Origin of the sequence: Salinicoccus luteus DSM 17002, from assembly GCF_000712035.1 — a bacterium.
In the GTDB taxonomy this organism is placed as follows: domain Bacteria; phylum Bacillota; class Bacilli; order Staphylococcales; family Salinicoccaceae; genus Salinicoccus; species Salinicoccus luteus.
The window spans coordinates 233,494-258,977 of record NZ_JONV01000009.1 but is presented as its reverse complement, the minus strand read 5'-3'; the positions used below and the strand labels follow the sequence as shown (position 1 = coordinate 258,977).

42 protein-coding genes and 3 pseudogenes are annotated in these 25,484 nt (G+C 43.6%); 3 read left to right on the top strand and 42 right to left on the bottom strand.

The window, feature by feature from the left end; translation table 11 throughout:
• Nucleotides 1-88: 88 nt before the first annotated feature.
• The 12 genes and pseudogenes from BO53_RS0107915 to BO53_RS14065 all read right to left on the bottom strand — a co-directional run bounded on the left by BO53_RS0107915 (nucleotide 89) and on the right by BO53_RS14065 (nucleotide 7,165).
• Nucleotides 89-1,320 (bottom strand): annotated as a pseudogene (locus tag BO53_RS0107915) (DUF2254 domain-containing protein).
• 209 nt (nucleotides 1,321-1,529) lie between these two features.
• Nucleotides 1,530-2,048, bottom strand: a complete 519-nt coding sequence (locus BO53_RS0107905) for a DoxX family membrane protein (RefSeq protein WP_051683060.1) — start codon at nucleotides 2,046-2,048, stop codon at nucleotides 1,530-1,532.
• Between the two features lie 159 nt (nucleotides 2,049-2,207).
• The gene (locus tag BO53_RS0107900; protein WP_051683059.1) at nucleotides 2,208-2,996 is read right to left on the bottom strand and encodes a YhfC family intramembrane metalloprotease; all 789 of its coding nucleotides are present in this window, start codon (nucleotides 2,994-2,996) and stop codon (nucleotides 2,208-2,210) included.
• 79 nt (nucleotides 2,997-3,075) lie between these two features.
• A complete protein-coding gene (locus tag BO53_RS0107895; protein WP_031547099.1) occupies nucleotides 3,076-3,954 on the bottom strand; it encodes an alpha/beta fold hydrolase in 879 nt (292 codons plus the stop codon).
• Between the two features lie 112 nt (nucleotides 3,955-4,066).
• A complete protein-coding gene (locus BO53_RS0107890) occupies nucleotides 4,067-4,576 on the bottom strand; it encodes a YfiT family bacillithiol transferase (RefSeq protein ID WP_031547098.1) in 510 nt (169 codons plus the stop codon).
• 94 nt (nucleotides 4,577-4,670) lie between these two features.
• Nucleotides 4,671-5,126, bottom strand: coding sequence for a YaiI/YqxD family protein (locus BO53_RS0107885; RefSeq protein WP_031547096.1), 456 nt, complete (start codon nucleotides 5,124-5,126; stop codon nucleotides 4,671-4,673).
• A gap of 59 nt (nucleotides 5,127-5,185) precedes the next feature.
• On the bottom strand, nucleotides 5,186-5,632 hold the full coding sequence (locus BO53_RS0107880) for a DUF4385 domain-containing protein (RefSeq protein WP_031547094.1): 447 nt from the start codon (nucleotides 5,630-5,632) through the stop codon (nucleotides 5,186-5,188).
• Between the two features lie 71 nt (nucleotides 5,633-5,703).
• A complete protein-coding gene (locus BO53_RS0107875) occupies nucleotides 5,704-6,459 on the bottom strand; it encodes an arylamine N-acetyltransferase family protein (RefSeq protein WP_031547093.1) in 756 nt (251 codons plus the stop codon).
• Nucleotides 6,460-6,511: 52 nt separating this feature from the next.
• Nucleotides 6,512-6,658 (bottom strand): hypothetical protein, encoded by a 147-nt coding sequence (locus tag BO53_RS14135; protein WP_245608215.1) that lies wholly within the window; start codon nucleotides 6,656-6,658, stop codon nucleotides 6,512-6,514.
• A 117-nt stretch (nucleotides 6,659-6,775) separates the two neighbouring features.
• Nucleotides 6,776-6,832: pseudogene (locus BO53_RS14215) on the bottom strand (hypothetical protein); the annotation flags it as partial.
• A complete protein-coding gene (locus tag BO53_RS14210; RefSeq protein WP_169738742.1) occupies nucleotides 6,826-6,999 on the bottom strand; it encodes a hypothetical protein in 174 nt (57 codons plus the stop codon). The pseudogene BO53_RS14215 and the gene BO53_RS14210, both read right to left, overlap by 7 nt.
• Nucleotides 6,974-7,165: a hypothetical protein gene (locus tag BO53_RS14065; protein ID WP_037341999.1), complete on the bottom strand. Its 192-nt coding sequence runs from the start codon at nucleotides 7,163-7,165 to the stop codon at nucleotides 6,974-6,976. Before BO53_RS14065 ends, BO53_RS14210 begins: the two co-directional genes overlap by 26 nt.
• Before the next feature lie 743 nt (nucleotides 7,166-7,908).
• On the opposite strand from BO53_RS14065, the gene BO53_RS0107865 reads away from it, so the two are divergent.
• Both BO53_RS0107865 and BO53_RS0107860 read left to right on the top strand, forming a co-directional pair.
• The gene (locus tag BO53_RS0107865; protein ID WP_031547092.1) at nucleotides 7,909-8,256 is read left to right on the top strand and encodes a PadR family transcriptional regulator; all 348 of its coding nucleotides are present in this window, start codon (nucleotides 7,909-7,911) and stop codon (nucleotides 8,254-8,256) included.
• Nucleotides 8,246-9,007: an HAAS domain-containing protein gene (locus BO53_RS0107860; RefSeq protein WP_051683057.1), complete on the top strand. Its 762-nt coding sequence runs from the start codon at nucleotides 8,246-8,248 to the stop codon at nucleotides 9,005-9,007. The genes BO53_RS0107865 and BO53_RS0107860 overlap by 11 nt, the downstream gene beginning before the upstream one ends.
• 287 nt (nucleotides 9,008-9,294) lie before the next feature.
• Here BO53_RS0107860 and BO53_RS13750 read toward each other — a convergent pair.
• From BO53_RS13750 to BO53_RS0107850, 3 genes and pseudogenes are all read right to left on the bottom strand, one after another.
• Nucleotides 9,295-9,426: pseudogene (locus tag BO53_RS13750) on the bottom strand (JAB domain-containing protein); the annotation flags it as partial.
• A 186-nt stretch (nucleotides 9,427-9,612) separates the two neighbouring features.
• A complete protein-coding gene (locus BO53_RS0107855; protein WP_031547089.1) occupies nucleotides 9,613-9,912 on the bottom strand; it encodes a hypothetical protein in 300 nt (99 codons plus the stop codon).
• 97 nt (nucleotides 9,913-10,009) lie between these two features.
• Nucleotides 10,010-10,372: a hypothetical protein gene (locus BO53_RS0107850; RefSeq protein WP_031547087.1), complete on the bottom strand. Its 363-nt coding sequence runs from the start codon at nucleotides 10,370-10,372 to the stop codon at nucleotides 10,010-10,012.
• A 242-nt stretch (nucleotides 10,373-10,614) separates the two neighbouring features.
• Between BO53_RS0107850 and BO53_RS13745 the strand changes: the two genes are divergently transcribed.
• Nucleotides 10,615-11,388 (top strand): site-specific integrase, encoded by a 774-nt coding sequence (locus BO53_RS13745; protein ID WP_245608214.1) that lies wholly within the window; start codon nucleotides 10,615-10,617, stop codon nucleotides 11,386-11,388.
• On the opposite strand, the gene rpsI is transcribed toward BO53_RS13745, so the two are convergent.
• From rpsI to rplP, 27 genes are all read right to left on the bottom strand, one after another.
• Nucleotides 11,348-11,740 (bottom strand): 30S ribosomal protein S9, encoded by a 393-nt coding sequence (gene rpsI / locus BO53_RS0107845; protein ID WP_031547085.1) that lies wholly within the window; start codon nucleotides 11,738-11,740, stop codon nucleotides 11,348-11,350. The two genes, BO53_RS13745 and rpsI, sit on opposite strands and share 41 nt — an antisense overlap.
• 18 nt (nucleotides 11,741-11,758) lie before the next feature.
• Nucleotides 11,759-12,196, bottom strand: a complete 438-nt coding sequence (gene rplM / locus BO53_RS0107840; protein WP_031547084.1) for a 50S ribosomal protein L13 — start codon at nucleotides 12,194-12,196, stop codon at nucleotides 11,759-11,761.
• A gap of 170 nt (nucleotides 12,197-12,366) precedes the next feature.
• On the bottom strand, nucleotides 12,367-13,146 hold the full coding sequence (truA, locus tag BO53_RS0107835) for a tRNA pseudouridine(38-40) synthase TruA (RefSeq protein ID WP_031547082.1): 780 nt from the start codon (nucleotides 13,144-13,146) through the stop codon (nucleotides 12,367-12,369).
• A gap of 11 nt (nucleotides 13,147-13,157) precedes the next feature.
• Entirely contained in the window at nucleotides 13,158-13,955 is a 798-nt protein-coding gene (locus BO53_RS0107830) for an energy-coupling factor transporter transmembrane component T family protein (RefSeq protein WP_031547081.1), read from the bottom strand.
• Nucleotides 13,948-14,808 (bottom strand): energy-coupling factor transporter ATPase, encoded by an 861-nt coding sequence (locus BO53_RS0107825; protein WP_031547080.1) that lies wholly within the window; start codon nucleotides 14,806-14,808, stop codon nucleotides 13,948-13,950. Before BO53_RS0107825 ends, BO53_RS0107830 begins: the two co-directional genes overlap by 8 nt.
• The gene (locus BO53_RS0107820; protein ID WP_031547079.1) at nucleotides 14,805-15,593 is read right to left on the bottom strand and encodes an energy-coupling factor transporter ATPase; all 789 of its coding nucleotides are present in this window, start codon (nucleotides 15,591-15,593) and stop codon (nucleotides 14,805-14,807) included. Before BO53_RS0107820 ends, BO53_RS0107825 begins: the two co-directional genes overlap by 4 nt.
• A gap of 149 nt (nucleotides 15,594-15,742) precedes the next feature.
• Nucleotides 15,743-16,138 (bottom strand): 50S ribosomal protein L17, encoded by a 396-nt coding sequence (rplQ, locus tag BO53_RS0107815; RefSeq protein ID WP_031547077.1) that lies wholly within the window; start codon nucleotides 16,136-16,138, stop codon nucleotides 15,743-15,745.
• 18 nt (nucleotides 16,139-16,156) lie between these two features.
• Nucleotides 16,157-17,101 carry a DNA-directed RNA polymerase subunit alpha gene (locus tag BO53_RS0107810; protein WP_031547076.1) on the bottom strand — a complete coding sequence of 315 codons (945 nt, stop codon included), beginning with the start codon at nucleotides 17,099-17,101 and terminating at the stop codon, nucleotides 16,157-16,159.
• Nucleotides 17,102-17,188: 87 nt separating this feature from the next.
• Nucleotides 17,189-17,578: a 30S ribosomal protein S11 gene (rpsK, locus tag BO53_RS0107805; protein ID WP_031547075.1), complete on the bottom strand. Its 390-nt coding sequence runs from the start codon at nucleotides 17,576-17,578 to the stop codon at nucleotides 17,189-17,191.
• A 22-nt stretch (nucleotides 17,579-17,600) separates the two neighbouring features.
• Nucleotides 17,601-17,966 (bottom strand): 30S ribosomal protein S13, encoded by a 366-nt coding sequence (gene rpsM, locus BO53_RS0107800; RefSeq protein WP_031547074.1) that lies wholly within the window; start codon nucleotides 17,964-17,966, stop codon nucleotides 17,601-17,603.
• A 25-nt stretch (nucleotides 17,967-17,991) separates the two neighbouring features.
• Entirely contained in the window at nucleotides 17,992-18,105 is a 114-nt protein-coding gene (rpmJ, locus tag BO53_RS0107795; protein WP_003156543.1) for a 50S ribosomal protein L36, read from the bottom strand.
• A gap of 30 nt (nucleotides 18,106-18,135) precedes the next feature.
• Nucleotides 18,136-18,354 carry a translation initiation factor IF-1 gene (infA, locus tag BO53_RS0107790; RefSeq protein WP_017547668.1) on the bottom strand — a complete coding sequence of 73 codons (219 nt, stop codon included), beginning with the start codon at nucleotides 18,352-18,354 and terminating at the stop codon, nucleotides 18,136-18,138.
• 150 nt (nucleotides 18,355-18,504) lie between these two features.
• Nucleotides 18,505-19,152, bottom strand: a complete 648-nt coding sequence (locus BO53_RS0107785; protein WP_031547073.1) for an adenylate kinase — start codon at nucleotides 19,150-19,152, stop codon at nucleotides 18,505-18,507.
• Between the two features lie 12 nt (nucleotides 19,153-19,164).
• Entirely contained in the window at nucleotides 19,165-20,463 is a 1,299-nt protein-coding gene (gene secY / locus BO53_RS0107780) for a preprotein translocase subunit SecY (protein ID WP_031547072.1), read from the bottom strand.
• Nucleotides 20,463-20,903: a 50S ribosomal protein L15 gene (gene rplO / locus BO53_RS0107775; protein ID WP_031547070.1), complete on the bottom strand. Its 441-nt coding sequence runs from the start codon at nucleotides 20,901-20,903 to the stop codon at nucleotides 20,463-20,465. Before rplO ends, secY begins: the two co-directional genes overlap by 1 nt.
• 27 nt (nucleotides 20,904-20,930) lie before the next feature.
• A complete protein-coding gene (gene rpmD / locus BO53_RS0107770; protein ID WP_031547068.1) occupies nucleotides 20,931-21,110 on the bottom strand; it encodes a 50S ribosomal protein L30 in 180 nt (59 codons plus the stop codon).
• A 16-nt stretch (nucleotides 21,111-21,126) separates the two neighbouring features.
• Nucleotides 21,127-21,627: a 30S ribosomal protein S5 gene (gene rpsE, locus BO53_RS0107765; RefSeq protein WP_031547067.1), complete on the bottom strand. Its 501-nt coding sequence runs from the start codon at nucleotides 21,625-21,627 to the stop codon at nucleotides 21,127-21,129.
• Between the two features lie 21 nt (nucleotides 21,628-21,648).
• Entirely contained in the window at nucleotides 21,649-22,011 is a 363-nt protein-coding gene (gene rplR / locus BO53_RS0107760; protein ID WP_031547066.1) for a 50S ribosomal protein L18, read from the bottom strand.
• Between the two features lie 25 nt (nucleotides 22,012-22,036).
• Nucleotides 22,037-22,573 (bottom strand): 50S ribosomal protein L6, encoded by a 537-nt coding sequence (rplF, locus tag BO53_RS0107755; RefSeq protein WP_031547064.1) that lies wholly within the window; start codon nucleotides 22,571-22,573, stop codon nucleotides 22,037-22,039.
• Nucleotides 22,574-22,597: 24 nt separating this feature from the next.
• A complete protein-coding gene (rpsH, locus tag BO53_RS0107750; RefSeq protein ID WP_031547063.1) occupies nucleotides 22,598-22,996 on the bottom strand; it encodes a 30S ribosomal protein S8 in 399 nt (132 codons plus the stop codon).
• Nucleotides 22,997-23,026: 30 nt separating this feature from the next.
• Entirely contained in the window at nucleotides 23,027-23,212 is a 186-nt protein-coding gene (locus tag BO53_RS0107745; protein WP_084184968.1) for a type Z 30S ribosomal protein S14, read from the bottom strand.
• A 19-nt stretch (nucleotides 23,213-23,231) separates the two neighbouring features.
• The gene (rplE, locus tag BO53_RS0107740) at nucleotides 23,232-23,771 is read right to left on the bottom strand and encodes a 50S ribosomal protein L5 (RefSeq protein ID WP_031547058.1); all 540 of its coding nucleotides are present in this window, start codon (nucleotides 23,769-23,771) and stop codon (nucleotides 23,232-23,234) included.
• A 25-nt stretch (nucleotides 23,772-23,796) separates the two neighbouring features.
• Entirely contained in the window at nucleotides 23,797-24,129 is a 333-nt protein-coding gene (gene rplX, locus BO53_RS0107735; RefSeq protein WP_031547057.1) for a 50S ribosomal protein L24, read from the bottom strand.
• A 30-nt stretch (nucleotides 24,130-24,159) separates the two neighbouring features.
• A complete protein-coding gene (gene rplN, locus BO53_RS0107730; protein ID WP_031547056.1) occupies nucleotides 24,160-24,528 on the bottom strand; it encodes a 50S ribosomal protein L14 in 369 nt (122 codons plus the stop codon).
• Nucleotides 24,529-24,557: 29 nt separating this feature from the next.
• Nucleotides 24,558-24,821, bottom strand: a complete 264-nt coding sequence (rpsQ, locus tag BO53_RS0107725) for a 30S ribosomal protein S17 (protein WP_094907277.1) — start codon at nucleotides 24,819-24,821, stop codon at nucleotides 24,558-24,560.
• 21 nt (nucleotides 24,822-24,842) lie between these two features.
• Complete coding sequence (gene rpmC / locus BO53_RS0107720; protein ID WP_031547052.1) at nucleotides 24,843-25,052, bottom strand: 50S ribosomal protein L29; 210 nt, start codon at nucleotides 25,050-25,052, stop codon at nucleotides 24,843-24,845.
• Nucleotides 25,042-25,476 carry a 50S ribosomal protein L16 gene (gene rplP / locus BO53_RS0107715; protein ID WP_031547050.1) on the bottom strand — a complete coding sequence of 145 codons (435 nt, stop codon included), beginning with the start codon at nucleotides 25,474-25,476 and terminating at the stop codon, nucleotides 25,042-25,044. Before rplP ends, rpmC begins: the two co-directional genes overlap by 11 nt.
• Nucleotides 25,477-25,484: the final 8 nt, after the last annotated feature.

Sequence of the window (25,484 nt, the reverse complement as noted above, 5' to 3'; positions counted from 1 at the left end):
CTCCTTCTCCCTTCCTGATGCATTGTTATTCCCAATGCCTTTACTTCCAAACCAAAAACAGTCCAGGGATGAATATCGCCGAGGTCCTCTACTGCACTCTGTTCAGCGCTTCACTCAACCGCACCTGTCTTTCATTGATGTATTTGTAGTCGATGCCATGGAGAACGTCCTCATCGAATCCGTCGTATACATATGGGCTGAATACATCAATTTCACGTTTTACATCGTCTGTACTATTCATCGCAATATTTTCCAAAGACTCAATCAGAGCCTTCAGGATGGTTACGTCCTGCCGGCCATAGAAACTGATCTGTGACAGCACCTTATACAGCTTATCCTCTACACTGCTCCTTTTGGCTACAAGCCGTCCGATATGCATCTCATCATTGTAGATGACATGCGTGCCAGTATATTTGAAATTCTTTATCAATGCCTCGGACAGGTAATGAATGCACTGGACGGCAGTGTTGGGATCATTGATTCCGGGAGAAAGCGCCCTGATGGCAACATCTACGATCTTCTGTAGACCATAGTCCACATCCTGATAGACGATCCGCTCCTTGCCCAGTTCTATATTACCGACCAGACTATCCGGCACTTCAACATCGTCGTCATGATGGACGGTCAAAAGAATAGTGGAGGTCGTTACGAACTCACCAATCAGCTGATTGATATGGATTACCGCGCCATTTTCATCCGCCCATTCAAACAGTCTGTCATGGTTCATGAACTGGATGAATCCGAAACTCTCCGACTTGAATGATGTGACTGCATCATATTCGGTCACCATCTCCGGTTCGAGACTGCTGATCGCCACATGGTCCTGGCCGAGCCGCTTCTCTTCCCTGTCTATCTCATCCTTCACATCTTCCACGAGCGAGTTGATCAGATTGCTGACCTGTATGCTCGAAGCGACGAAATGTATAAAGTAGGCAAAGAAGAACAAGCAGAGTACGGCCAGCATGACCGCCACAATTGCTGAAATGACCTCACCTTCAAAAGTCGCCTGCTGCATGAAAGCCAAGGACAATATCGAATATAGAAAACCACCCATGAATACACCAAGCACGCGCATCGTCCTCCGGTCATTGACGAAGTTCGTCAGTACCTCGGCGAAAACTGCGAAGAATATGTAGTCAGCATCACCATGATGGTGGAGAATGTAATTGTCGTCATCGTCAGGAGTGCCCCCGAAATGGAACCGAGTATCTCTTTGGCGAAATCGACTTTAGTGGCGAGGAAGAAAGGCAGTTCAAAGTTGAGTCTCGGCAGCACCTTCATGTCCACATAAACGACAATCAATGCCAAGGCAACTGCCATTGAACAATAGAAGATCGGGATGACCCATATGCTGTTTCTTATCTTCTTCAGGAATTTCATTGTCTATCCCCATCTTTTGCAAATATTAAGTCAATCATAACCGGGATAATGGAATTACTCAACAAAGGATGGAAAGACAGTCTACAGAAGAATATGGCAGAGAAAAACCCGGCTCCATATTGGGAGCCGGGCCATTGATGTACCGGGAATTATTCAGTTACTTCGCGCTTGCGTACCGGAAACTTGAATCGGTGGGATGCACCATCTTCATTCTGGCGGTATAGGAAGCGGTCAATCCCCAGGCTTCCCGCCTTGTGTCCTCCGGCGAGTATAACCAGCCCGATGAGGATGTAGAGCGGATTCACTGATACTGTACCAGCAAACAGGAAAGCGAAGTTCATCATCAAACCGAAGAGTACCGCATAGGTCGTCAGTCCCCCAAGAAGCAATCCGAGGCCAACAAACAGTTCTCCCCATGGAATCATGACATTGACGATCGGCGCCATCGGCAGAAAGACATTTTCCACAAGGAATGTATACCATGGATAGACTGCATTACCGTCCGGACCCAATACAGGATTCTGTACTGCATTCTGCAGGTATCCCGAAGCGTCAAAGCCGTTCATCACTTTCCCCAGGCCACTTGTAAACCATCCAAATCCCAGGAATATCCTCAAAATAAGTAATACATATTTACTCGCCTTATGTTCCTTCAACCATCTGATCATTTGTATTTCCCCTCTCTTATTATCCGTTCTTTTCTATAGGTTTATTATATGTGATTTTTATCACATATGCAATACTTTATTGTTAATTTTTTCACATAAGTTATTAAAAAAAAGAATGAGCAACTGCTCACCCCTTTTCCTCCCACGCTTTTCACAACCCTATACAGAGTTCTTCCGCCTGTGACTGCTTCGCTTCACTCCCACCACATAGGCGACCCATAGTGTCACTGCAGTCATTACGATGAATCCAATATAAACCATCCAGATGCTGCTCAGCAAACCGGATTGGAACATTCCTGCAGTAAGGTTTGTCAGAGCATGCAATATGATGGCCACTGGAAAGAGCCACCACTTGCCTTCTTCCATCACGGAAACCCATACGATGACAGAGAGGCCAATGTGGACACTAATGGCAAAGACCCGTTCGACAATCGATAGTACATACATATAATTTGCAGTCCCTGTCACGGGTTCCAAGGCTCCCGCCGGCAGCCCATCCAATATGCTGCTGCCACTGTTGATGAGTATGCTGAATACAATTGCACTCACCATGCCAAGGCCGAGGAGGATCATCGCTTCCACCCCTCCATGGCCGATACCATAGGAAATGGCGGTATCCAGCTTTCGATACCTCCTCTTCATCAGCAGGAAAGCGACAAGTCTGCCTGTTTCCTCGAAAACCCCGGCAGCAAGCACTCCGTATAATACATATAGCCAGGGAGAGTTTTTAAGCAGCGGAATCTCTTCACCCATTTCAGAGCCAAGAACGAAAAAATGAGAAATCTGTTCAAGCACCATCGCAAAGATGATGAATGTCACTGCACCAATGATGATGGGAATCCATTGAATCTCAAACCAGCGTCTCAATATCAATATAAAGAGGAAGGACAGCAGAAATGCAGTGAGCCCCACGATGGACATGATGATGATTGTGCCTGTCGATACCATTGATTCCACCTACCGATCCACAAGTCTGTTCCCTCCACCATATCAATAAAACAAGCTTCAGGGAAATAGGGCCTCCGGCTTACCGAATAACCCGGGAAGCCGTTTTGTCCAGGAAATGTATGAGCTGGTCGTTGACGAAATCAGGTTTTTCCTGATGAACCCAATGCGTCGCATCCTCGACCCAGATAACAGAATTGCTGTCTGTGAACTTCAGGCTCTCCTCTGCCAGCTTGGTGGAAAGGAACTGGTCACCTTCTCCCCAAATGATCTTTACGGGCACTTCGATATTACCCTTCCGCACACTTTTCATGCTGAAGGGCATTGCACGATACCAGTTCAGCATGCTCGTCAACGTCTTGGGCCTTGCCCAGGCGATCTTATAAGCACCGAGCTCTTCTTCTGTGAATGTCCCTTTTTTGCTCGTCGTCCTAAGCGCCTGCTCCATATATCGGTAATCGTTCCTGCTCAAGATCTTCTCCGGCACTTTCGGGGTCTGGAAGAACAGCATGTATGAACTCCTCAGCCACTGCAGCGGTGTCGTCAGCATAACTTTAGGTAATACTGCCAGGTGCGGCATGTTGATCGCCACAAAGCCCCGGACCAGTCCCGGGCGTGTAGCTGCCAGATGCCATCCTACCGCACCGCCCCAGTCGTGGCCGATGATGGCCGCAGCCTTGTGCCCGAAGTGGTGGATGAGCCCGATGATATCATCCCTGAGCGTGTCGATGTCATATGACCGTACACCATCGGGCTTGTCGCTTTTATTATATCCACGCTGGTCGGGGGCGATGACCCTGTATCCCGCTCCGGCCAGCTCACGGATCTGTCTTCTCCAGCTGAACCAGAACTCGGGAAAGCCATGGAGCAGTATCACCAGATCCCCCTCCTCGGGGCCGGATACCGCAACATGGAGCTCTACTCCATTCGTCTTGATATGCTCGAAATCGATGTTCATCATGATAACCTCCGTCCCGTAGTATGAAGCTGTTTGCCAATCAGTTATTCATTCCCGGTTTCAGGCATCTTTATACACACTTTGGCATCTAGAGACAACAGGCTAGCCGGCCCCATCATTTCGATAATGCGATTTTTATATGTTCCAGATGATGTTCCTCATGCCATGCAAGTTTTGCCACTTTTGTCGCTACAGTAATCCTGCCGTTCGTCTCATGGATGAAATATCGATCCAATTGTGCATCCGTCAGGTTGCGCGCCACTTCTGTAATGCGTGCGTTCATCCCTTCGAGCATTCTGATGGATGCTTCCACCGGAAGCTCAGTATCCGGCTGTACCGCCCATTCTTCCTGGAGAAAGCCTGGCACCGTCGGTCCATCATCCGTCAGGGCCAGCTTCAGCCGCTGATACATATTCAATTGGGAATCCGCAATATGGTGGACAAGCTGTCTTACTGTCCAACTGCCCTCACGGTAGGTTTTTGAAAGTTCCTCTTCGCTCAATCCGTCTACAGCGTCCCTCAGACGCCCGGTATAGGACTCGATCTGCTCCGCCCATTCCTGTACATTTTCAAGTGTTGGTGTTTCTGGTACATCGAGTTTACCGATTGGAAATTTAACATCCATTAGAATTCTCCTCCCATAAAAATATCTTCCGTTTCAATATACTATATATTCAGCTTTCATTTCGGTTATACGCTCAAAGCAATAAATAAAAAAACTACCCGTTATCCACTGCACTCCCGAGCTTCTGGCGGAAGAGCTTGAGAAACGTCTCCCTATCCTCCCTGGAGAACGGTTTTGGCCCTTTCGTCCTCCCGCCGCCTTTGCGGATCATGCTGCCCATATAGCGCGTCTCAAGCAGATGATCGATATTCCTGGCGTCATATTCAAATCCTTTATGATGGAGTACTGTGCACCCCTTCGGCAGAAGCAGGGAAGCAAGCCCATAGTCCTGGGTCACCACGATATCATCCGCTGCCGCGAGCTGCACCACCTTGAAGTCCGCAGCATCCGGGCCCGCTTCCACATAGACAGCCCGGACATGATCAGGCAATTCCTGGGTGGAATAGTGCGACAGGCTCGACACCAATACGACCGGCACCTGCCTGTCCCCTGTTTCTTTTATGATGATGTCCTTCACTGGACATGCATCCGCATCAACAATCACTTTCATAGAATCACCTTTCCTTCATGACACCTTGGAGACGGAAGTAAATTGGAACAGGCGTCATCTCATCCGTACTTCTTCTGATGTGCCTTCTTCAGCTTGAGGTAATCTTCGTCCTCCCGCACCGTCTTCCATTTCTCTTCAAAGATCGCGGCCGATTCCGCCTTTTCCTCATCAATATCCCGTTCGTTCACTTCACCGTTCTTATCGTACTTTCTTCCACCTTTATAATTGGCATAACGGCGGGACCTTGTATACCCCATCTGGAGGAATTTCCTCGCCATGTCCATACCCACAAAGTCGTCCTTTTCCTTATAGTCCAGATACATCTGATAGATCTTATCCGAGGATTCCCGTGCAATCTCAGGCGTCTTGAAGCGCCAGTGCGGGAGTATTTCACTTTTATAGGGTTCCACCATCAGCACTCCCTGTTCGCCTCGTCCCACTCTGTATAGTTCAGGCTGTTCACGAAAGTCGATGTTGTCAAAATCCAGATCGTAGTCGAAAGCCATTCATATCCCTCCAACTCCATTTATCATCAGAAAAAATAATGGCTTCTTGACATATACCCTTGAGCTTACCGTTATGAATCCTTTTCCAACCTATCTATTTTAACGTCCAGGCCGAAATATTCATTTAAATATTTTTGATAGTTGCTTCTCGTCACTTCAAACTTCTCTTTCTCGCCATCCATCGTAATCGTGAGATTGCTCTCCGTCATCGATATACGGCCGTAGCTCTTGGGCATTGTGATTATCAGGTGTCTGGTAAAGATTGAATCCGGATGGTGTTGATTATAGTCCATATTGTCGTTGAAGTCCTCTGGCCTACGCGGTTCGAAATATCCTTTATACAGTGTTTCAAAAACGCCTGCATTTTCTTTCTGGACTTCAAACCCATCGTTTACTTCAACTGCACGGTACCGGCCATTCACATCATCGATTGTGATTTCCTGACCAATTGGACGAATCGGCATGGCTTTCACGGGCAGGTCGCCAAATCCGACATCAGCGACATACAGTGCGTCCGCCTTCACCAATGTCGACATATGACTGCCTTCCCGTGTCCATCCATCTGGATTTTTCACAGTGGCAGCAACATTATATGCCTCATATCCCTTTTCATTTAGGTAATATCTGAATAAAGTGTTCATCTCATAACAGAACCCCCCTCGGCCCCGTGTGATTATCTTCTCGGATAGATTGTCCAGTTCCACTGAAACAGGTACTTCATTCTGCACATCTATATTCTCAAAAGGCACCCGTTTCATATAACTCGAGATATAATCATCCAGTCTGCCGGATGGATGGCCCAAAAAACGATCCATCTCCTCAATCATAATGCCACCTCCCTAAATGTGGTGCATCCTATTTGAATATCATCAAAAACATCTATATGCCTATAAGCTTTGCGATGCCGTCAGGCAGCATCTCTGCAATATAGATATCACCGTGGACATCTACAGCGACTCCGTGCCCAAAGGTGCCCAGTGTCCGGCACCTGCCGATAAATGCATCATCAGAATTGAAAACGTGCAAGGACGGCACTTGATCTGTAACATAAATGAATCCCTCCCTGTCCTGGCATATATCCATTGGGTGAAATACATTTGATAGTTCTTTTAAATAATTGCCACTCTGATCGAATATTTGAACCCGATTGTTTTCACGATCCGCGACCAATACCCTTTCGTTTCGATCTAGCATTACTGCATGGGGGTACTGAGACTCCCTTCTCCTGTTCCAAGCCCACCCCAGGTGTTGATCCACTCACCATCTCTATTAAAGTGATGGATATGTGCATTGCCGTAGCCATCCGAAACAAAGAAGTCACCTCTTCTGGAAAAGGCGATATCAGTCGGATGATTGAAAGGTTCCATTGAAAACGAGCATGAATGGATCACTTCTCTGCAGCACGTATATATAGCCTTCCTCATCGCTCGAAACAGCCGAGACGTTATTGATATACTGTCTTGAAGAACCTTCAGCCCAGTCGCTCTCCACCCTATACTTCTTCTCACCCAACCTGAATATCATACCCGACATACCTTTATCCACTCCTCATCTGTACTTGGTTTTATTTCCATATTCTTGAGCAGCTTCTTCTATAGAGCATCTGTCAGTATTGACTTAACTTCATACTATCATAATGTGTAGAGGTGTTATCTATATACGCCCCTTGTCCAATCCCTCTGTAAAATTATAAACAAAAAAGCACTCCCCAATCTTTGGGAAGTGCTTTCCAATATATATATATTAACGTTTTGAGAAATATACAAGTAAATTCTAAGTGTACTGAATACATCTTAATCCATTTATATCAACGTTTTAGAAATTGTTATATGGATAAAAGTGTATGAATAAAGATAGAAAATGACATTACTTGAACCAATTTGAACCAACATGACAGATGTTAGTTGAATACAATTTAATTTATTCTTTGTAATACTATTCTTGTTACATTACATGATGTTTATCTTACCATGGGTATATCTAAAAAATATAAGCAACATTTGCGACTAAAAAACAGTAAAATCAATGTTTTTAGATAACCAATTGAACATAAACGACTTATATAACCATGAAGTCGTCACTGTTTCGTCACTGAAAATGGGGAACAGTTACATACAATTAACAATTGCAGTGAAATCTTTTAAACAATACCTTGCATTACAAGATTAAGCATGTTACGCTAAACATATATTGCAATACAAGGTATTTCTTTTTTAACCATAACCCTTGCATTGCAAGGTAATGAAAGAGGTGATAGAAACGTGTCAACAACACAGATGCTTAAAGGAATACTTGATGGCTGTTTACTTGCAATTATTAAGAACAAAGAAGTATATGGGTATGAATTAGCTGATAAGCTTGAAAGTTATGGATTTCATTCCTTTAGTGAAGGAACAATTTATCCATTATTATTGCGTATGCAAAAGGAAGAATTGGTAACTTCCACATTGAAAAAATCTACAGCAGGACCAAGAAGGAAATATTATTCTCTAACAGCAAAAGGAGAGAAGGAATTAGAAATGTTCATTAAACGTTGGGGTGATCTACAAACTAACGTGAATAATGTTGTATACCATGAATCAGGTACAAATCTTAGAAAAGGAGATGAAACGATTGAAAAATGAAATAAAACTTTCCGAACAAAGTAAAACTTTTATAGAAAATTTACGGGTCTACCTATTTTCTAGTGGAAAAAATTCAGATGAAATAGAAGAAATTATCCAGGAACTAGAAAATCATTTACATGAAGCGGAAAAAAGAGGAAAGCCGATTGAAAAAATTATCGGAAAGTCACCAAAAGAGTATATGGAAACGATTTCCAATGAAATGGCAATTGACTATCGAAATTGGTTTAAATACATTTTTCTAATCATTATTGGATCATTTTCTATTACAATTATTAGAGATGTATTAGAAGGAGAGCTCTCCTATTCCATCTTAGAGATTATTGGAAATCTTGTCATTACTGCCATATTCTTTTTCTCAGTACTAAAGGGTTTTAAATATATTTCCACCATGAAGCAATCTAACTGGAAACAAATAGGAATATTACTTCCTATAGTGATGTTACCAGGAGCTTTATTCTTTGGTTTGATCTTCTTAAATAGAACAGTCGATACTCCTATTATTAATTTTGGTAATACAGCGAGCGTGATTATTGGGATAATTACAGTACTTTTCATTATAGGTATGTCCCTTTGGGCCAAAACGTGGATTCTAATTGTTGTTGTTGCATTCATATCATTACCAGGTTACTTACTAAGTCAGACATCATTACCATATGAAACTCAACTCATTTTAGAATCAGTCATCATGTTCGGAGGTATTGGAATTTACCTTTTGATTGTGACTTTATTAGAGAAAAAGAAAGCATAAAGTGAAACTTCATTGATAGATAACGGTTATCCATTCCCTAATTTTTTAAATGATTAATTTCAGGCATTGCTAGCATCCTTTCACTCTCCTATTTTTGATTCGACACCAATAACGATGGGGTATTTTGAGGGGCTGGCAAGCCTTTACTTTTTTTGCAACCTTCTAACATTCAATTTGCATTACTCTTAATTTTTATTCTGTACTAAAAATTAATCGGAGTTTATTATGTATTTTCCTTTTTCCCCCTGTAATATACCTTGAAGAAAAAAGGGAGTGGTTTCTCCCTTTTAAATATACCCCCTTTCTTTCAGGCTAGTAAAACTATTATCACTATTTACTACTAAGTGATCAAGCACTTCGATACCTAGTAACTTTCCAATCTCGACTAATCGTCTTGTAACATTAATATCTTCCATCGATGGTTTGGGGTCTTATCAAGAGTAAATTACAAAAGAATCATTTAAATCAATACTTTCACTTTGAATACATGTATTTGAAGTGAAAGGTAATTATTTCAAAAATAGTAAAACTGTATCTTAAATTACTTAATAGTAACATAAGATACAGGCTGATTTTTATTCATTATTATTTAACTAAAGCACCCATTAGTTTAACAAAGAACCTAATACAAATGGCAAGATAATTAACAATATAGAGCTTGAAATGAGTGTCACTGTAATAGATTTCGGAAGTTTCATTCTACCTTCTCCTTTATACCATCCTGAGAATTGCAACTTATTCCTATACAAAACAAATATAAGTATTAAAATAGCAATTGCACCAAGCCAAGAATAAGATTCAGTTAATTCATTGAATTTATAAATATTTCCTACAACTAACCAACCCAATGTACCGAGCAAACCCAAAAGAAATATTATACGAAGTAGTTCTAAGAGCGTTCTCATTCGATTCTCCCCCATCTATTTGAAGTATTGCATCCGTTAGTGCAACAAGAAAAGTGCCTTTTTAGTCAAAAATTTACACTTGAAATCACAAATGGAATTATTTTAGACGGTTCTCCAAGGATTCGATTGCCAGTTTGATTGCAGTTAAACGACGCTCATTTAGTGTTTTTTGGGAACTACCTTCTTTTGCTTTTGCTATCTGTTTTTCTATAGATGGAATGATACCTTGTAGAATATCTTTAGAAGTCAAAATATCTTCTTCATCATAGGAAAATTCCCCCTTTTCCCAAGCGTCTTTGAGGCTCTCCAAACCAATTTTTACGGAATTCCGTCTCTTTTTAACAAGAGTTGTATTTGAACCTTTTTCTATCATACTATTATAAGCATTTGAAAGTTTGTTTAAAGTTGACTCCAATGATTTAATTGACAAATCCTGAATTTCTCGACTAACATTCTTCATATGCAAACCTCCATCTTCATTTTATTGGTAATCCGTTTTGTAGAACTAAAGGTAAATAATTCTCCAACATACATTTTACCAAAACATAATTAACCGTCTTCAACTCTTCTGCCCGTTAGTATAAGTGCATCCTTTCACAATCTGTCTACAGATTAATAATTAAAACTACTCTTTATTATATTGTCGTTCAAAAGAAAATTGATGAATATGCGAAAACACATTCACAAAAAACAACGCATGAAGTGCTCCTTAAAATAAAAACATCCTTACGTGATGCATATGCTCGTGGTTATATTGCAAATGATTTTGCTCGTTTAGTGAAAACCCGTGGAGAAAATCCACCGAAACGAAACAAAGCTTTATCTATTACAGATTTTAAAAAGCTTCGTAATTACGTTTTACAGCATTCAGAAGATGAATTTAACGTGCTTGTATTATTAGCATTAGAAACAGGTATGCGACGTGGAGAACTACTAGCAATACGACCAGAGAGCCTTTATGAATATGGCATAGAAGTTAGACATTCAATCAGTCCTACTTCTGACGATACTTCATTAAAGACACACAATGCAAAACGAGATGTTTCTATAAACAAAGAGGTTTATGAGCTTATTCGTAAAATTCCTGTGAAAGAAAATGGTTATATTTTTAGCTTTGGAGGTTTTAAACAATCCGAGCTATTAGGTGAATTATTACAGGGATTAAATATTAAAAAAACGACTTTTCACGGTCTAAGAGATACGCACGCATCATTTTTATTTGCTCAAGATATAGATATTGCATATGTATCAAAACGGTTAGGACACATTAATATACAAACAACACAAAATTATTATCTTGAATTAATGCCAGAAAAAAAAGCACCAGCAAGATGCCGATGCTTTAAATCTGTTAAGTGCTTTGTAATATTAGTTACTGATTTGAACCAACTTGCACCAAAAAACCTTTGCAAGCGTTGGTATATTAACAAACCTATTAACGTTTTGAGAACTGTGGAGAACGACGGGCTTTCTTGAGTCCGTATTTCTTACGTTCTTTCATACGTGGGTCACGTGTAAGGAGTCCAGCTCTCTTAAGCACGCCACGGTTTTCCGGATCTGCTTCCAGAAGTGCTCTTGCGATACCATGACGGATTGCCTGAGCTTGTCCTGTGAAGCCGCCACCTTTAACGTTTACCAGTACATCGTAGTTACCTTGTGTTTCTGTAACTGCGAATGGCTGATTCAAGTCAAGGATGAGACTTTCGAATGGGAGATAATCCCTCATGTCACGTCCGTTGACTGTAACATTGCCTTCACCTGGTACGAGACGTACACGCGCTACTGCATTTTTACGACGACCTGTTCCTGTATATTCTACTTTAGCCAATGAATTAACCTCCTATCCTTAACCGCGAAGTTCGTAGTTTTCTGGTTTTTGTGCTTCATGCTTGTGCTCGCTTCCAGCGTATACATGAAGTTTCTTGCCTTGTGCGCGACCGAGTCTGTTCTTTGGAAGCATGCCTTTGATGGAGTTCTCCAACAGACGGACAGGGTTCTTCCTTTTCAGTTCACCAGCTGAGATGGATTTGATTCCACCTGGGTGGCCAGTGTGTCTGTAGTACATTTTGTCCTGTTCTTTGTTGCCGGTCATTTGGATCTTTTCAGCGTTGATGATGATTACGTTATCACCTGTATCAACGTGTGGTGTATAAGTCGGTTTGTTCTTGCCGCGAAGTATGGATGCAACTTCAGAAGAAAGACGACCAAGTGTCTGTCCTTCTGCGTCGACAACATACCATTTACGTTCAATATTGGCTTCGTTTGCCATAAATGTTTGACGCATTTCCAGTCCTCCTAAATATATGAGTGGTGCTCTCATTCATGCTCTCTAAAATAAAAAAGCTTCGTTTGCTTTATATCGTTGTGCACAATAAGTTTCCGGGGCTTATCGTGGGGTGATATAAAATTATACCGTTGTCTATGATAACCTTAAAAGGGTATTTTGTCAATGTCTCAGCGGGTTAAATTATATTTTTCCAGTGCTTCATTCCGTGATGCTTCATCGAGGAAGACGCGTTCCAGGTAAAGTCCTTCTGGCGGTGCAGTCTTGGGGACGAGTGTCCTGTCCCTTGCCTCTATGATCTGAGGGGTGCGGGAGGCCTCCCAACGGCCCTGGCCGACCTCAAGCACATAGGCGACGAGGATTCTGACCATGTTGTAGAGGAAACCGGAACCGATGATCAGGAAGTCATAGCCGTTCTCCGTCTTTATCAGGTCGAAGCGATAGATGTGGCGCACCTTGTTTTCGATCGGTGACTTGGCGCTGGAGAAGCTTGTAAAGTCATGGGTGCCGACGAAATGCTGCATCGCCTCCCGCATCTTTTCTTCATCCAACTTATACGGATAATAGGTCTTCAGACCCCTTTCGAAAGGATCCCGGATTTCCCCCTGATAGATTCGGTACCGATAGGCCTTGCCTTCTGAATGGTGGCGTATATGGTAGTCCGGACTGATCCGTCTGACTTCGTGGATCGCTATGTCCCCTGGCATCGCACTGTTCAATGCATGCTGCCATTTCGGTTCAGGGATGTTCAGATCCGTATCGAAATGGAAATACTGCTCCCGTGCATGGACCCCGCTGTCGGTACGTCCAGCAGGATGGATTCTGACGGGAGTCTTATGCATCCGCTGCAGTATCTTTTCTATCTCCCCCTGGACTGTACGCCCCTCCATCTGGTATTGGAAACCGTTGAATCCGGCACCATTATAGCTTGTTCTTACTAGATAACGCATTCCTCTACTCCTTACTGTCTGATCATCCACAGGATGATGCCGAATATGATCATAAGAATCAGTGCGAAAGTGTCCTTCCACTGCCAGTTGAGCACACGGTAGTGTGTTCTGCCTTCCTCTCCCTGATACCCTCTCACTTCCATGGCAATGGCCATCTCCTCCGCCCTTTTGAAGGATGAAATGAAAAGTGGGATGAAGATTGGTGTCAGTGCCTGCAGTCTGGACATCAGGTTTCCGGTCATGAAAGTCGATCCCCTGGCACTCTGGGCCTTTATGATCTTCTCCGTCTCATCCATCAGTGTCGGAATGAACCGGAGGCTGATGGACATCATCAGCGCGATTTCATGCACGGGCACCTTGAAGACCTTCAGTGGCTTTGCGATGCGCTCGATGGCGTCTGTCAGTTGCAGTGGGCTTGTCGTCAAGGTTAGTATCGTTGTAATCAAGACAAGCATTGCGAGGCGTATGGTGATATAGACACCCCGAACGACACCTTCCGACTCTATTGTGAAGAAGCCGCCATCGACAAGCACTGTGCCGCCCTTCGTAAAGAAGAGGTGCATGAAGAAGGTGAACAGGAGAAGTATGAGTATCAACTTCAATCCATTGAAGAGGAAGCGGATGGACAGGTCTGCAGTTTTTGTCAGTACAGTGATGAAAACAATCAGCAGTATATAGCCGGTCCAGTGGTTGGCAAAGAATACAATGGCCATGAAAAGGACGACTGCCAGTATCTTTGCACGTGGATCCAGCTGATGGATAATACTGGATCCCGGTATATATCTGCCAAGCAGCATTTTACTAAGCATTGCCGGCCCTCCACTCCTCATAGAGTTCGGTGAACTGCTCCACATTTCTCGGTACGCTGTCGAAAATGATTCCTTTATTCTCAAGATCATGGGTCAGCTTTACAATATCCGGCGGTTCAAGCGCAAACCGTTCAAGCAGTTTTTCGTCTGTAAGAAGGTCGGTAGTCCTGCCTTCCCTCACCAGGTGGCCTCCGCTCAAAATCTTTACATATTCCGTATATTCATAAACATCATTCATATCGTGTGTAACAAGGATGACGGTAATGCCCATCTCCTGGTGGATCCGCTTAAAAAGCGCCATCGTCTCAATATGACTTTTCGGATCCAGCCCTGCCGTCGGTTCATCCAGAATGAGTACTTCCGGTTCCATGGCGAGTATGCCCGCGATGGCTACCTTGCGCATCTGTCCGCCTGACAGATCGAAAGGCGATGATTGGAACAGGGACGCATCAATGTTCAGCAGATCCAGATAATATTCTGCTTTCTCCTGTGCTACAGTTTCATCCATTCCCATGTTCTTCGGTCCAAACATGACATCTTTGAGTACAGTTTCTTCGAAAAGCTGATGCTCAGGAAACTGGAATACCATGCCCACATGCTTTTTTACCCGGTGGATATCCTTCTGCTTCGACTTCCTTCTCAACAGGATGTCACCAGCGTGCACTTCTCCCCTGCTCGGCAGCAGAAGCCCATTCAGCGTTTGGATCATCGTCGACTTGCCACTGCCTGTGTGGCCGATGATGCCATAGTATACACCCTCTTCAAAGGTCGTATTGATATCATTCAGTGCAAGATGTTCAAAAGGCGTATTCTGGTGATAGATGCTCGTCAAATTTTTGAAAGTGATCCTCATAGGCGTTCCACCAACTCGTCATATGATAAGAAGGAACCATCAAGCAGCCGTTTGGATATCTTCATATGGAAAGGCAGCACCAGGCGGCTTGCCAGCAGTGCATCCGTATCCTTGTATATTTCCTCCACTGTGCCTTCACTGATGATCTGTCCATCCTTCATGATGACTGCATGATCACTGTCTTCAATTTCTGAAAGATCATGTGTAATGAAGATAAGCGTCGTCTTTCCACGACGGTGGATGGTTCTCAGTATGTCGAGCACCTCCCGCCTGCCTTCCGGGTCGATCATAGAGGTCGCCTCATCGAGGATGAGTACATCAGGAGCCATTGCCAGGGCACTCGCAATGGCAACGCGCTGCTTCTGTCCTCCCGACAGCCTGGAGGGCTCATGGTCGCGGAATTCGAGCATGTTGACCGCCTTCAGTGCCTCTTCGGTCCGTCTCACCATTTCGTCCCTCGGGACCCCATTGTTCTCGAGACCGAATGCCACGTCATCTTCCACCGTTGCACCGACAAACTGGTTATCCGGGTTCTGGAAGACGATGGCAAACTTCTTCCTCATCGTAATACGGTTTTCTTCATCCAGCAATTCGCCATCGACCGTGATTGAACCTTCGTAATCATCCAATATGCCCATCAGGATTTTGACAAGCGTACTTTTGCCCGATCCATTATGGCCGATGATGGAGACCCATTCCCCGCGACGAAAGGTCAGGGAGATATGATCCAGGGCTTTATATTCACCTGTTCGATAGCTGTAGGTTATATCTTCAAGTCCAATCATATCTCCACCACCATTTTTATGTAATAAAAAAGCGCGTACCCTGCACATGGGAGTCGCGCGATAATTCAGTATTGCCTGCAGGGTACGTTGAGCTAGACAATATGGCCATACGGCCACATTATCGTAACACTCAGTCTGCTTTTATAGGATTACGCTTCTTCAGTTGCTGCAGCGCCTTGTACGAATTCGATGATGACGAGTTCTGCACCGTCGCCACGACGTTCACCAAGTTTCTTGATGCTTGTGTAGCCACCTTGACGATCTTCAAAACGTGGTGCGATATCATCAAACAGCTTTTGAAGTGCATACTGTGTAGTACCATCTTCGTTTGCGATTTCGACATTGCGTACTGTCTGGCCAGCACGGCGTTTAGACGCGAGGTCTCCACGTTTTCCAAGTGTAACCAGTTTGTCTACCACTCTGCGAAGTTCCTTCGCTCTCTGTTCAGTTGTTGTAATGCGTTCGCTCACGATAAGGGATGTTGCCAAATCACGGAGCATCGCTTTTCTTTGGTCGGACGTGCGTCCTAGTTTTCTGTAGCCCATTGCAATTTACCTCCTTTATCAGTCTTCTTTACGGAGCCCCAGACCGAGGTCCTCAAGTTTAAACTTAACTTCTTCAAGAGACTTGCGTCCCAGATTTCTTACCTTCATCATATCTGCTTCACTCTTATCAGTGAGTTCCTGTACGGAGTTGATGCCCGCACGCTTCAGACAGTTGTAGGAACGTACTGACAGGTCGAGTTCCTCGATGGACATTTCAAGTACTTTCTCTTTCTGGTCCTCTTCCTTCTCAATCATGATTTCTGCATTCTGAGCTTCGTCAGTGAGACCGACAAAGATATTCAGGTGTTCCGTCATGATTTTGGCAGCAAGGGATATGCCCTCCTGCGGAGATATTGAACCATCTGTCCATACATCGAGAGTCAGTTTGTCGAAGTTCGTCTTCTGGCCAACGCGCGTGTTTTCAACTGTATAGTTGACACGTTCGATTGGTGTGTAGATTGAATCTACCGGAATCACACCGATTGACATTTCGCTCTTGTTATTGCCCTCTGCGAGAGTATAACCTCTGCCGCGATTTGCGATCATGCGGATTTTTAACTGTCCACCGTTGGATACAGTTGCAATCTTCAGGTCGCGGTTCAAAATCTCGACATCGCTGTCATGTGTGATATCTCCAGCTGTGACGGAACCTTCTCCACTGAAATCAATTTCCAGTACTTTTTCTTCCTCGGAATAGATCTTGAGTGCAAGCTTTTTGATGTTCGTGATGATTGTTGTAACATCTTCCACAACGTTTTCAATTGTAGAAAATTCATGCAGTACATTTTCTATTTCTATCGTTTTGACTGCCGCACCAGGTAATGATGATAAAAGAATGCGACGCAAGGAGTTCCCAAGTGTTGTTCCGTATCCTCTTTCAAGAGGTTCAACAACAAACTTACCAAACTTAGAATCTTCCGATACTTCGACTGTTTCAATTCTAGGTTTTTCGATTTCTATCATTTGTCTACTTATCCTCCCTCTAAACGCCGGAAATATTATGCAGCCATGTGTTTTACATTACACTCGGAGTTGTCCTGTGACCAGTAATTATACACGGCGACGTTTAGGCGGACGGCAGCCATTGTGTGGTACAGGAGTGACATCTTTGATTGCTGTAATTTCAAGACCTGCAGATTGGAGTGCGCGGATTGCTGATTCACGACCTGCCCCTGGACCTTTCACTGTAACTTCGACAGTTTTGAGTCCGTGTTCCATCGCAGCTTTGGAAGCTGTTTCTGAAGCCATCTGTGCAGCGAATGGTGTAGATTTCTTAGAACCCCTGAAACCAAGTGCACCTGCTGATGACCATGACAGTGCGTTACCAAAATCGTCAGTGATAGTTACAATTGTGTTGTTGAATGTTGAACGGATATGCGCGATTCCGGAGTCAATATTCTTTTTCACTTTACGTTTACGTGTTTGTTGTCTACGAGCCATTTTTTCTCCTCCTTTTCCCTAATTATTTCTTCTTATTCGCAACTGTTTTAACTGGACCTTTACGTGTACGGGCATTGTTTTTGGTATGCTGTCCACGAACTGGAAGTCCACGACGGTGACGGATTCCTCTATAGGAAGCAATCTCCATCAGACGTTTTACGTTGAGGTTCTGTTCACGGCGAAGGTCACCTTCGATCTTATACGTATCAACGACTTCACGAATCGAGTTGAGTTCGTCTTCAGTAAGATCTCTTACACGTGTACTTTCAGATACACCTGCTTTTTCAAGGATTTCCTGCGCTCTTGTGTTACCGATACCGTAAATATAAGTGAGAGAGATTACAACACGTTTTTCACGTGGTACGTCTACTCCTGCAATACGAGCCATATGTTACACCTCCGATATTATAATTTTAGCCTTGCTTCTGTTTGTGCTTAGGGTTTTCACAGATTACCATTACTTTGCCTTTTCTGCGGATGACTTTGCATTTTTCACAGATAGGCTTGACTGATGGTCTTACTTTCATGTGTTTTACCTCCTTAGAATGTGGAGTCCATTATTTAAAACGATAAGTGATTCTGCCACGTGTTAGATCATATGGTGACATTTCGACTGTAACTTTATCGCCAGGAAGAATACGTATATAGTTCATACGGATTTTCCCCGAAACATGGGCGAGAATTTCATGCCCATTTTCAAGTTCCACTTTGAACATGGCATTTGGCAATGTATCAAGCACAGTGCCTTCCAGTTCGATAACATCTTGTTTACTCATTCAAATTCCCCCTTTACAGCATTCTAATCTCTATTAGAAATTCACTTCAGGTGAAGATAGGATTACACTTAACGCCAAATATGAACTTGGATATTTTTCGTTATAATACAAGCAACATTCACTCAGAAGTGTCTGAAGAGGTGAATATCCTTATATATTTTGCAGAATCTCATCAACATCGTTGAACACTTCGTCAATGTCCCGGGAGCCATCCACTTTGACCAGCACACCCTGTTCTTCATAGAAGTCAAGCATCGGTGCTGTCTGCTGGAGGTTTACTTCCAGACGATTTGCAACTGTTTCAGGGTTGTCATCTTCCCGCTGATACAACTTGCCGCCATCAAGATCACAAACACCTTCCTGCTTAGGCGGATTGAACACAAGATGATAGGTAGTGCCGCAAACTTCGCAGATCCGACGACCAGTCAGACGATTCATCAGTTCTTCTTCAGCAACTTCAACATAGATTGTTCTATCAATCTGTGTTCCAAGTTCCTTCATGATGCCGTTCAGTGCTTCCGCCTGCTCCACAGTACGTGGAAATCCATCCAATAGGAAGCCATCCTTTGCATCACTCTGACTCAAGCGTTCTTTGACGATACCGATTGTCACTTCATCTGGAACAAGTTCACCTTTATCCATGTAGGACTTGGCTTCTTTACCGAGTTCTGTACCATTTTTGATTGCAAGACGGAACATGTCGCCAGTTGAAATATGAGGGATCGGGTATTTCTTTATAATCTTGGATGCCTGAGTGCCTTTGCCTGCCCCAGGTAATCCCATCAATATAATATTCATACGCTTTTCCTCCTACCTGCGCTTTCTAAAACCGCGGTATTCTCTTTGGTTTGCTTGTGCTTCCAACTGTTTCATGGTTTCAAGTGCGACACCAATGACAATCAGAAGACTCGTACCTCCAATTTGAATCGCTTGCGGCAGATCCATGAACTTCGTAATAAGAAGTGGCAGGATGGAAATGCCGGCCAGGAAGAGTGAGCCTACAAATACAAGCCTGTATAGCACAGATGTAATGTAGTCCTGGGTATTCCTGCCCGGACGGATGCCAGGCACGTAACTTCCCTGCTTCTTGAGGTTGTCTGCCATCTTTTCAGGGTTGACCTGAACAAATGAATAGAAGTACGTAAATGCAATGATCAAGGCAACATAAAAGATCATTCCTATCCAATCGGATGGATCAGCGAATCTTGCGATCGTCTGAGCCCAATTGGCGTCAGGGAAGAACAGTGTCAGCGTCTGCGGGAGCATGAAAAATGCCATCGCAAAGATGACCGGAATTACCCCTGCCGGGTTGACTTTGAGCGGCAGGAATGTCGATTGTGGTGCCAATTGTGATGAGGTTCGCTGACGCTTGGCATATTGCACTGGGATTTTACGCACAGCCTGCAGTATGAACACAGCAAACGCTGTAATCAGTATAAGCATAATGATGAGACCAATCATCTGCAGCACTGCCATCGTTGTATCATCCGCACCGACAAATTTCTGCTGGTAGAGTTGAATGATTGCGCTTGGCAGCACGCTGAGTATACCTGCAAAGATGATGATGGAGATACCATTGCCAACACCATGTGTCGTAATCTGTTCCCCAAGCCACATCAGGAAGGCTGTACCCGTTGTGAGTACAAGTGCGATAAGCAGATATGACCCAATATTGCTATTATCCAGTAGCATACCTTCGAACATCTGGTTGAAAGCAAAAGACATTCCCAACGATTGTATGAACGCAAGTATGATGGTGAAATAGCGTGTAAACTGACTGAGCTTGCGTCTTCCAACTTCGCCCTGCTTTGCCCATTCAGCAAATTTCGGCACAACATCCATCTGTAGGAGTTGGACCACGATTGATGCTGTAATGTAGGGCATGATACCCATGGCAAGAATGGAGAAGTTCATCAGTGCGCCACCACCGAAGGTGTTCATAAGATCCAGCACGCCCTGTTGGCCTGCTCCCATATCGAACACACTTGGATCCACGCCTGGAACCGGTATATATGTGCCGATTTTGAAAATCACGAGCATTGCCAAAGTAAAAAGGATTTTACTTCGGATTTCTTTAATCCTAAAGAAATTGGATAACGTGCCGAGCATTAGATCACCTCGTAGCTTCCGCCCTGTTCCTCAATTGCTTTAGCAGCTGAACCAGAAAACTTATGAGCTTTGATTGTTAATTTCTTCTCAAGAGTACCATTGCCCAGTACTTTGATTCCAGATTTTGCATTCTTAACAATACCATTTTCTTTCAGCATTTCAGGTGTAACTTCAGTGCCGTCTTCGAAACGATTCAGATCGCTCAGGTTAAGCACTGCATATTCTTTACGGTTAATGTTCGTAAATCCACGCTTTGGAATACGACGGAACAGTGGAAGTTGTCCACCTTCGAATGTCGGTCCAACTCCACCACCGGAACGTGAATTTTGACCATTATGACCGCGTGCAGATGTCTTACCATTACCAGAAGACATACCACGACCTACACGATTGCGATTTTTACGCGCACCTTCTACTGGTTTCATCTCATGTAATTTCATCTTTGCACCTCCTATATCATAATATCATTATTTTTCTTCTACTGAAACTAAGTGGCTGACTTTCTCAACCTGACCTCTGAGCTGAGGTGTGTCTTCAAGCTCGACTGACTGCTGGAGCTTTCTGAGTCCGAGGGAAGCAACTGTTCTTCTCTGAGTCTCAGATCTCCCGATCAAACTTTTTTTGAGGGTGATTTTAACTTTAGCCATGTCTGTAAATCCCTCCTTAATTTTGTAGCTCTTCTACTGATTTGCCGCGCAATTTGGCAACTTCTTCTGCGCTTTTTAGTTCAGTAAGGCCTGTCATTGTTGCACGAACAACATTGATCGGAGTGTTAGCACCAAGAGACTTGCTCAGGATGTCGGAAACTCCTGCAAGTTCCAATACGGCACGGACCGGTCCACCAGCGATAACTCCTGTACCAGGAGCGGCAGGTTTCATGAATACTCTACCGGAACTGAAACGTCCAATGATTTCGTGTGGGATAGTACCGTCTACGAGTGGTACTTCGATAAGGTCTTTCTTAGCAGCTTCGATTGCTTTTTTGATTGCTTCAGGTACCTCTTGGGCTTTACCTGTACCAAAGCCTACACGTCCTTTTTTGTCTCCTACTACAACAAGTGCAGAGAAACGGAAACGACGTCCACCTTTTACAACTTTAGCGATACGGTTGATTGTAACAACGCGCTCTTCGAATTCCTGTACTTTCTCTTCTCTACGAGCCATAAATGTTATTCCCTCCTTCGATTAGAATTGCAGACCGTTTTCACGTGCAGCTTCTGCGAGTGCTTTCACACGTCCGTGGTATAGATAACCACCGCGGTCGAATACTACGCTTTCAATACCTTTGTCTTTAGCACGTTTTGCTATCAGTGTACCTACTTCAGCAGCTGCGTCTACATTGGATCCAATTTCTTTGTTGAAATCAGCATCTTGTGTAGAAGCACTTGCCAATGTCGTCTGTTGACTGTCATCAATCACTTGAGCATAGATATGCTTATTAGAGCGATAGACATTTAGACGTGGTCTTTCTGATGTGCCAGAAAGTCTGCTGCGCACGCGCTGATGCCTTTTTTGACGCACTTTATTTTTATCAATCTTAGCGATCATTGAGTTCACTCCTCACTTTAATTAATTATTTACCAGTTTTTCCTTCTTTACGGCGGACTTGTTCGCCTTTGTAACGGATACCTTTTCCTTTGTAAGGTTCAGGTGGACGTACGGAACGGATTTTGGAAGCAAGTGCTCCAACACTTTCCTTGTTGATACCTTCAACTTTTACGTTCGTATTGCCATCCACTGAGATGGAAAGGTCCTCGGAAGGTTCGAATTCAACCGGGTGAGAAAGCCCAACATTGAGTACCAATTTCTTACCTTGCATCTGCGCACGGTAACCGACACCAACAAGCTCAAGCTCTCTGGAGAACCCTTGGGATACTCCGACAACCATGTTGTTGATCAATGCACGTGTTGTACCATGGTTTGTGCGATGATCCTTGGAATCACTTGGTCTTACAACCTGAAGCGTATTGTCTTCCAATTCATAAGTCATTTCTTCGTTAAACGTGTTTACCAGTTCACCTTTAGGTCCTTTGACTGTAACTGTGGAACCATTAATATCAACTGTAACATCACTTGGTATTTCAATAATACGTTTACCTACACGGCTCATTTATTTGCACCTCCTGTTAATTCATTACCAAACGTATGCGAGAACTTCCCCGCCGATATTTCTTTTGCGTGCTTCTCTGTCAGTAAGCACACCTTCAGATGTAGAGATCAGTGCAATACCTAGACCATTAAGGACCTTTGGCAGCTCTTCTCTTCGTGCGTACACTCTAAGACCAGGCTTGGAGATACGTTTCAATCCAGTGATGACTCTTTCGTTCTTGCTACCATATTTAAGGAATACACGGATGACGCCTTGCTTATCGTCTTCGATATATTCTACATTTTTTACAAAACCTTCTGATTTGAGAATCTCTGCAATTTCCTTTTTGATGTTGGATGCAGGAATCTCCAGTGTTTCATGCCTCACGATATTCGCATTCCTAATGCGCGTCAGCATATCTGCAATTGGATCTGAGATTGTCATTACTAATTGCCTCCTTTCAATTTATGGCGATTACCAGCTTGCTTTTTTAACGCCAGGAATCTGACCTTTGTAAGCAAGTTCACGGAAACATATACGGCAGAGCTTGAATTTGCGAATAACTGAATGTGGTCTTCCGCAACGTTCGCAGCGTGTATATTCTCTAACTTTGAATTTTTGTTTCTTTTGCTGTTTAGCAATCATTGATTTTTTAGCCACAATTTCGCCTCCTTATAGCTTACTTTTGAAATGGCATTCCGAACTGAGTGAGTAGCTCGCGTGCTTCTTCGTCTGTGTTCGCTGTAGTTACAACAACGATATCCATACCTCTGACCTTGGATACTTTGTCATAGTCGATCTCAGGGAAGATGAGCTGCTCTTTTACACCAAGTGTGTAGTTGCCGCGTCCATCAAACGCCTTTTTGGAAATACCTCTGAAGTCTCTTACGCGTGGGAGGGATACTGAAACCAGTTTGTCCAGGAAATCGTACATTCTTTCCCCACGAAGAGTAACTTTGGCTCCAATCGGCATACCTTCACGAAGTCTGAATGTCGCGATAGATTTCTTAGCTTTTGTAATTACCGGCTTCTGACCTGTAATTGCTTCTAATTCTTCTACTGCAGTATCGAGAACTTTAGCGTTTTGAACTGCGTCCCCAACACCCATGTTTACTACGATCTTCTCGATCCTAGGCACTTCCATGACGGAAGAGTAGTTGAATTTATTAACAAGTTCATTTTTGATTTCTTCATTGTATCTTTCTTTTAAACGTGCCACTGTATGGACCTCCTTCCATTGCTAATTAATTTTTTTCGTATTTTACAGTCGGAATTTCTTTTCCTGATTTTACAGCAACTCTCACTTTAGTTCCGTCTTCTTTGATTTCATGACGGATGCGAGTGCGTTCTCCTGATTCAGGGTCAACGTGCATTACGTTGGATACGTGGATAGCCGCCTCTGTTTCGAGGATGCCGCCTTCAGGGTTCATCTGTGAAGGTTTGAGATGTTTCTTCATCATGTTGACACCTTCAACGACTACGCGGTCTTTGGCAGGGATTGCTTTGAGCACAGTGCCCTCTTTACCTTTATCTTTACCGCTGATTACAACGACTTTGTCTCCAGATCTTACGTGCATGGGAATCGCACCTCCTTGTTTAAATGTGGATTAAAGTACTTCTGGTGCAAGTGAAACGATCTTCATGAAGTTGCCTTCACGGAGTTCACGTGCTACTGGTCCAAAGATACGAGTACCTCTTGGGCCTTTATCATCACGGATGATTACGCATGCGTTCTCATCAAATCTGATGTATGAACCATCTTCACGGCGTACACCGGATTTAGTTCTAACTATAACAGCTCTTACTACTTCACCTTTTTTAACAACGCCACCAGGTGTTGCATTTTTTACGGTTGCAACAATGACGTCGCCAATATTTGCTGTCTTGCGGCCTGTTCCACCCAAGACTTTAATAGTCAGCACTTCACGTGCACCTGAGTTATCTGCCACTTTTAAGCGGGATTCCTGTTGGATCATGCGAATAGACCTCCTTTATCTTCAATTGTTTAGATGATAACTGATTCTTCAACAATTTCCACGAGGCGGAAACGTTTAGTTGCAGACAATGGACGTGTTTCTTCGATTCTTACGATATCGCCCATCTTTGCAGTATTGTTTTCATCATGCGCTTTATATTTTTTAGAGTATTTGACACGTTTGCCAATGATCGGGTGTCTTTTCTGTGTTTCGACAACCACTGTAATCGTCTTATCCATCTTGTCGGATACTACGCGACCCTGGTAAACTTTACGTTCGTTTTTACCTTCCACTATATGAGCCTCCCTCTGATATTATTGGTTTGCTTTTGCTTCGCTGAGCTCTCTCTCGCGGATAGTTGTTTTCATTCTTGCGATAGTTTTTCTAACCTCTTTGATACGAGCAGTGTTCTCTAGCTGACCAGTAGCTAGCTGAAAGCGTAGGTTGAAGAGTTCTTCCTTAAGTTCTTTGACGTTGTTTTCAATTTCAGATGTTGTCAGATCACGGATTTCATTAGCTTTCATTCGTATCACCACCTAATTCTTCACGTTTAACGATTTTAGTCTTTACTGGAAGTTTGTGGCTCGCAAGACGAAGCGCTTCTCTAGCAACCTCTTCCGGGACACCTGCAACTTCAAACATTACACGGCCAGGTTTTACTACAGCCATCCAGCCTTCTACAGCACCTTTACCTGAACCCATACGTACTTCCAATGGCTTTTTAGTATATGGTGTGTGCGGGAAGATGTTGATCCATACTTTACCGCCACGCTTCATATAACGTGTCATGGCGATACGCGCTGCTTCAATCTGTCTGGATGTAACCCAGGCAGTTGTTGTCGCCTGCAGGCCGTATTCGCCGAAACTCACTTCAGTTCCGCCTTTAGCGCGTCCCTTTGTATCCGGACGGTGTTGACGGCGGTATTTTACTCTTTTAGGTAATAGCATTGTTAATT

Excerpts from the sequence above, each read along its gene's own strand:
- BO53_RS0107905 (WP_051683060.1), bottom strand. The coding sequence starts at position 2,048 with ATGATCAGATGGTTGAAGGAACATAAGGCGAGTAAATATGTATTACTT.
- BO53_RS0107900 (WP_051683059.1), bottom strand. The coding sequence starts at position 2,996 with ATGGTATCGACAGGCACAATCATCATCATGTCCATCGTGGGGCTCACT.
- BO53_RS0107895 (WP_031547099.1), bottom strand. The coding sequence starts at position 3,954 with ATGATGAACATCGATTTCGAGCATATCAAGACGAATGGAGTAGAGCTC.
- BO53_RS0107890 (WP_031547098.1), bottom strand. The coding sequence starts at position 4,576 with ATGGATGTTAAATTTCCAATCGGTAAACTCGATGTACCAGAAACACCA.
- BO53_RS0107885 (WP_031547096.1), bottom strand. The coding sequence starts at position 5,126 with ATGAAAGTGATTGTTGATGCGGATGCATGTCCAGTGAAGGACATCATC.
- BO53_RS0107880 (WP_031547094.1), bottom strand. The coding sequence starts at position 5,632 with ATGGCTTTCGACTACGATCTGGATTTTGACAACATCGACTTTCGTGAA.
- BO53_RS0107875 (WP_031547093.1), bottom strand. The coding sequence starts at position 6,459 with ATGATTGAGGAGATGGATCGTTTTTTGGGCCATCCATCCGGCAGACTG.
- BO53_RS14210 (WP_169738742.1), bottom strand. The coding sequence starts at position 6,999 with ATGGAACCTTTCAATCATCCGACTGATATCGCCTTTTCCAGAAGAGGT.
- BO53_RS14065 (WP_037341999.1), bottom strand. The coding sequence starts at position 7,165 with ATGTCGGGTATGATATTCAGGTTGGGTGAGAAGAAGTATAGGGTGGAG.
- BO53_RS0107865 (WP_031547092.1), top strand. The coding sequence starts at position 7,909 with ATGCTTAAAGGAATACTTGATGGCTGTTTACTTGCAATTATTAAGAAC.
- BO53_RS0107855 (WP_031547089.1), bottom strand. The coding sequence starts at position 9,912 with ATGAGAACGCTCTTAGAACTACTTCGTATAATATTTCTTTTGGGTTTG.
- BO53_RS0107850 (WP_031547087.1), bottom strand. The coding sequence starts at position 10,372 with ATGAAGAATGTTAGTCGAGAAATTCAGGATTTGTCAATTAAATCATTG.
- rplM (WP_031547084.1), bottom strand. The coding sequence starts at position 12,196 with ATGCGTCAAACATTTATGGCAAACGAAGCCAATATTGAACGTAAATGG.
- truA (WP_031547082.1), bottom strand. The coding sequence starts at position 13,146 with ATGCGTTATCTAGTAAGAACAAGCTATAATGGTGCCGGATTCAACGGT.
- BO53_RS0107830 (WP_031547081.1), bottom strand. The coding sequence starts at position 13,955 with ATGCTTAGTAAAATGCTGCTTGGCAGATATATACCGGGATCCAGTATT.
- BO53_RS0107825 (WP_031547080.1), bottom strand. The coding sequence starts at position 14,808 with ATGAGGATCACTTTCAAAAATTTGACGAGCATCTATCACCAGAATACG.
- BO53_RS0107820 (WP_031547079.1), bottom strand. The coding sequence starts at position 15,593 with ATGATTGGACTTGAAGATATAACCTACAGCTATCGAACAGGTGAATAT.
- rplQ (WP_031547077.1), bottom strand. The coding sequence starts at position 16,138 with ATGGGCTACAGAAAACTAGGACGCACGTCCGACCAAAGAAAAGCGATG.
- BO53_RS0107810 (WP_031547076.1), bottom strand. The coding sequence starts at position 17,101 with ATGATAGAAATCGAAAAACCTAGAATTGAAACAGTCGAAGTATCGGAA.
- rpsK (WP_031547075.1), bottom strand. The coding sequence starts at position 17,578 with ATGGCTCGTAGACAACAAACACGTAAACGTAAAGTGAAAAAGAATATT.
- rpsM (WP_031547074.1), bottom strand. The coding sequence starts at position 17,966 with ATGGCTCGTATTGCAGGAGTAGACGTACCACGTGAAAAACGTGTTGTA.
- rpmJ (WP_003156543.1), bottom strand. The coding sequence starts at position 18,105 with ATGAAAGTAAGACCATCAGTCAAGCCTATCTGTGAAAAATGCAAAGTC.
- infA (WP_017547668.1), bottom strand. The coding sequence starts at position 18,354 with ATGAGTAAACAAGATGTTATCGAACTGGAAGGCACTGTGCTTGATACA.
- BO53_RS0107785 (WP_031547073.1), bottom strand. The coding sequence starts at position 19,152 with ATGAATATTATATTGATGGGATTACCTGGGGCAGGCAAAGGCACTCAG.
- secY (WP_031547072.1), bottom strand. The coding sequence starts at position 20,463 with ATGCTCGGCACGTTATCCAATTTCTTTAGGATTAAAGAAATCCGAAGT.
- rplO (WP_031547070.1), bottom strand. The coding sequence starts at position 20,903 with ATGAAATTACATGAGATGAAACCAGTAGAAGGTGCGCGTAAAAATCGC.
- rpmD (WP_031547068.1), bottom strand. The coding sequence starts at position 21,110 with ATGGCTAAAGTTAAAATCACCCTCAAAAAAAGTTTGATCGGGAGATCT.
- rpsE (WP_031547067.1), bottom strand. The coding sequence starts at position 21,627 with ATGGCTCGTAGAGAAGAGAAAGTACAGGAATTCGAAGAGCGCGTTGTT.
- rplR (WP_031547066.1), bottom strand. The coding sequence starts at position 22,011 with ATGATCGCTAAGATTGATAAAAATAAAGTGCGTCAAAAAAGGCATCAG.
- rplF (WP_031547064.1), bottom strand. The coding sequence starts at position 22,573 with ATGAGCCGTGTAGGTAAACGTATTATTGAAATACCAAGTGATGTTACA.
- rpsH (WP_031547063.1), bottom strand. The coding sequence starts at position 22,996 with ATGACAATCTCAGATCCAATTGCAGATATGCTGACGCGCATTAGGAAT.
- rplX (WP_031547057.1), bottom strand. The coding sequence starts at position 24,129 with ATGCACGTAAGATCTGGAGACAAAGTCGTTGTAATCAGCGGTAAAGAT.
- rplN (WP_031547056.1), bottom strand. The coding sequence starts at position 24,528 with ATGATCCAACAGGAATCCCGCTTAAAAGTGGCAGATAACTCAGGTGCA.
- rpmC (WP_031547052.1), bottom strand. The coding sequence starts at position 25,052 with ATGAAAGCTAATGAAATCCGTGATCTGACAACATCTGAAATTGAAAAC.
- rplP (WP_031547050.1), bottom strand. The coding sequence starts at position 25,476 with ATGCTATTACCTAAAAGAGTAAAATACCGCCGTCAACACCGTCCGGAT.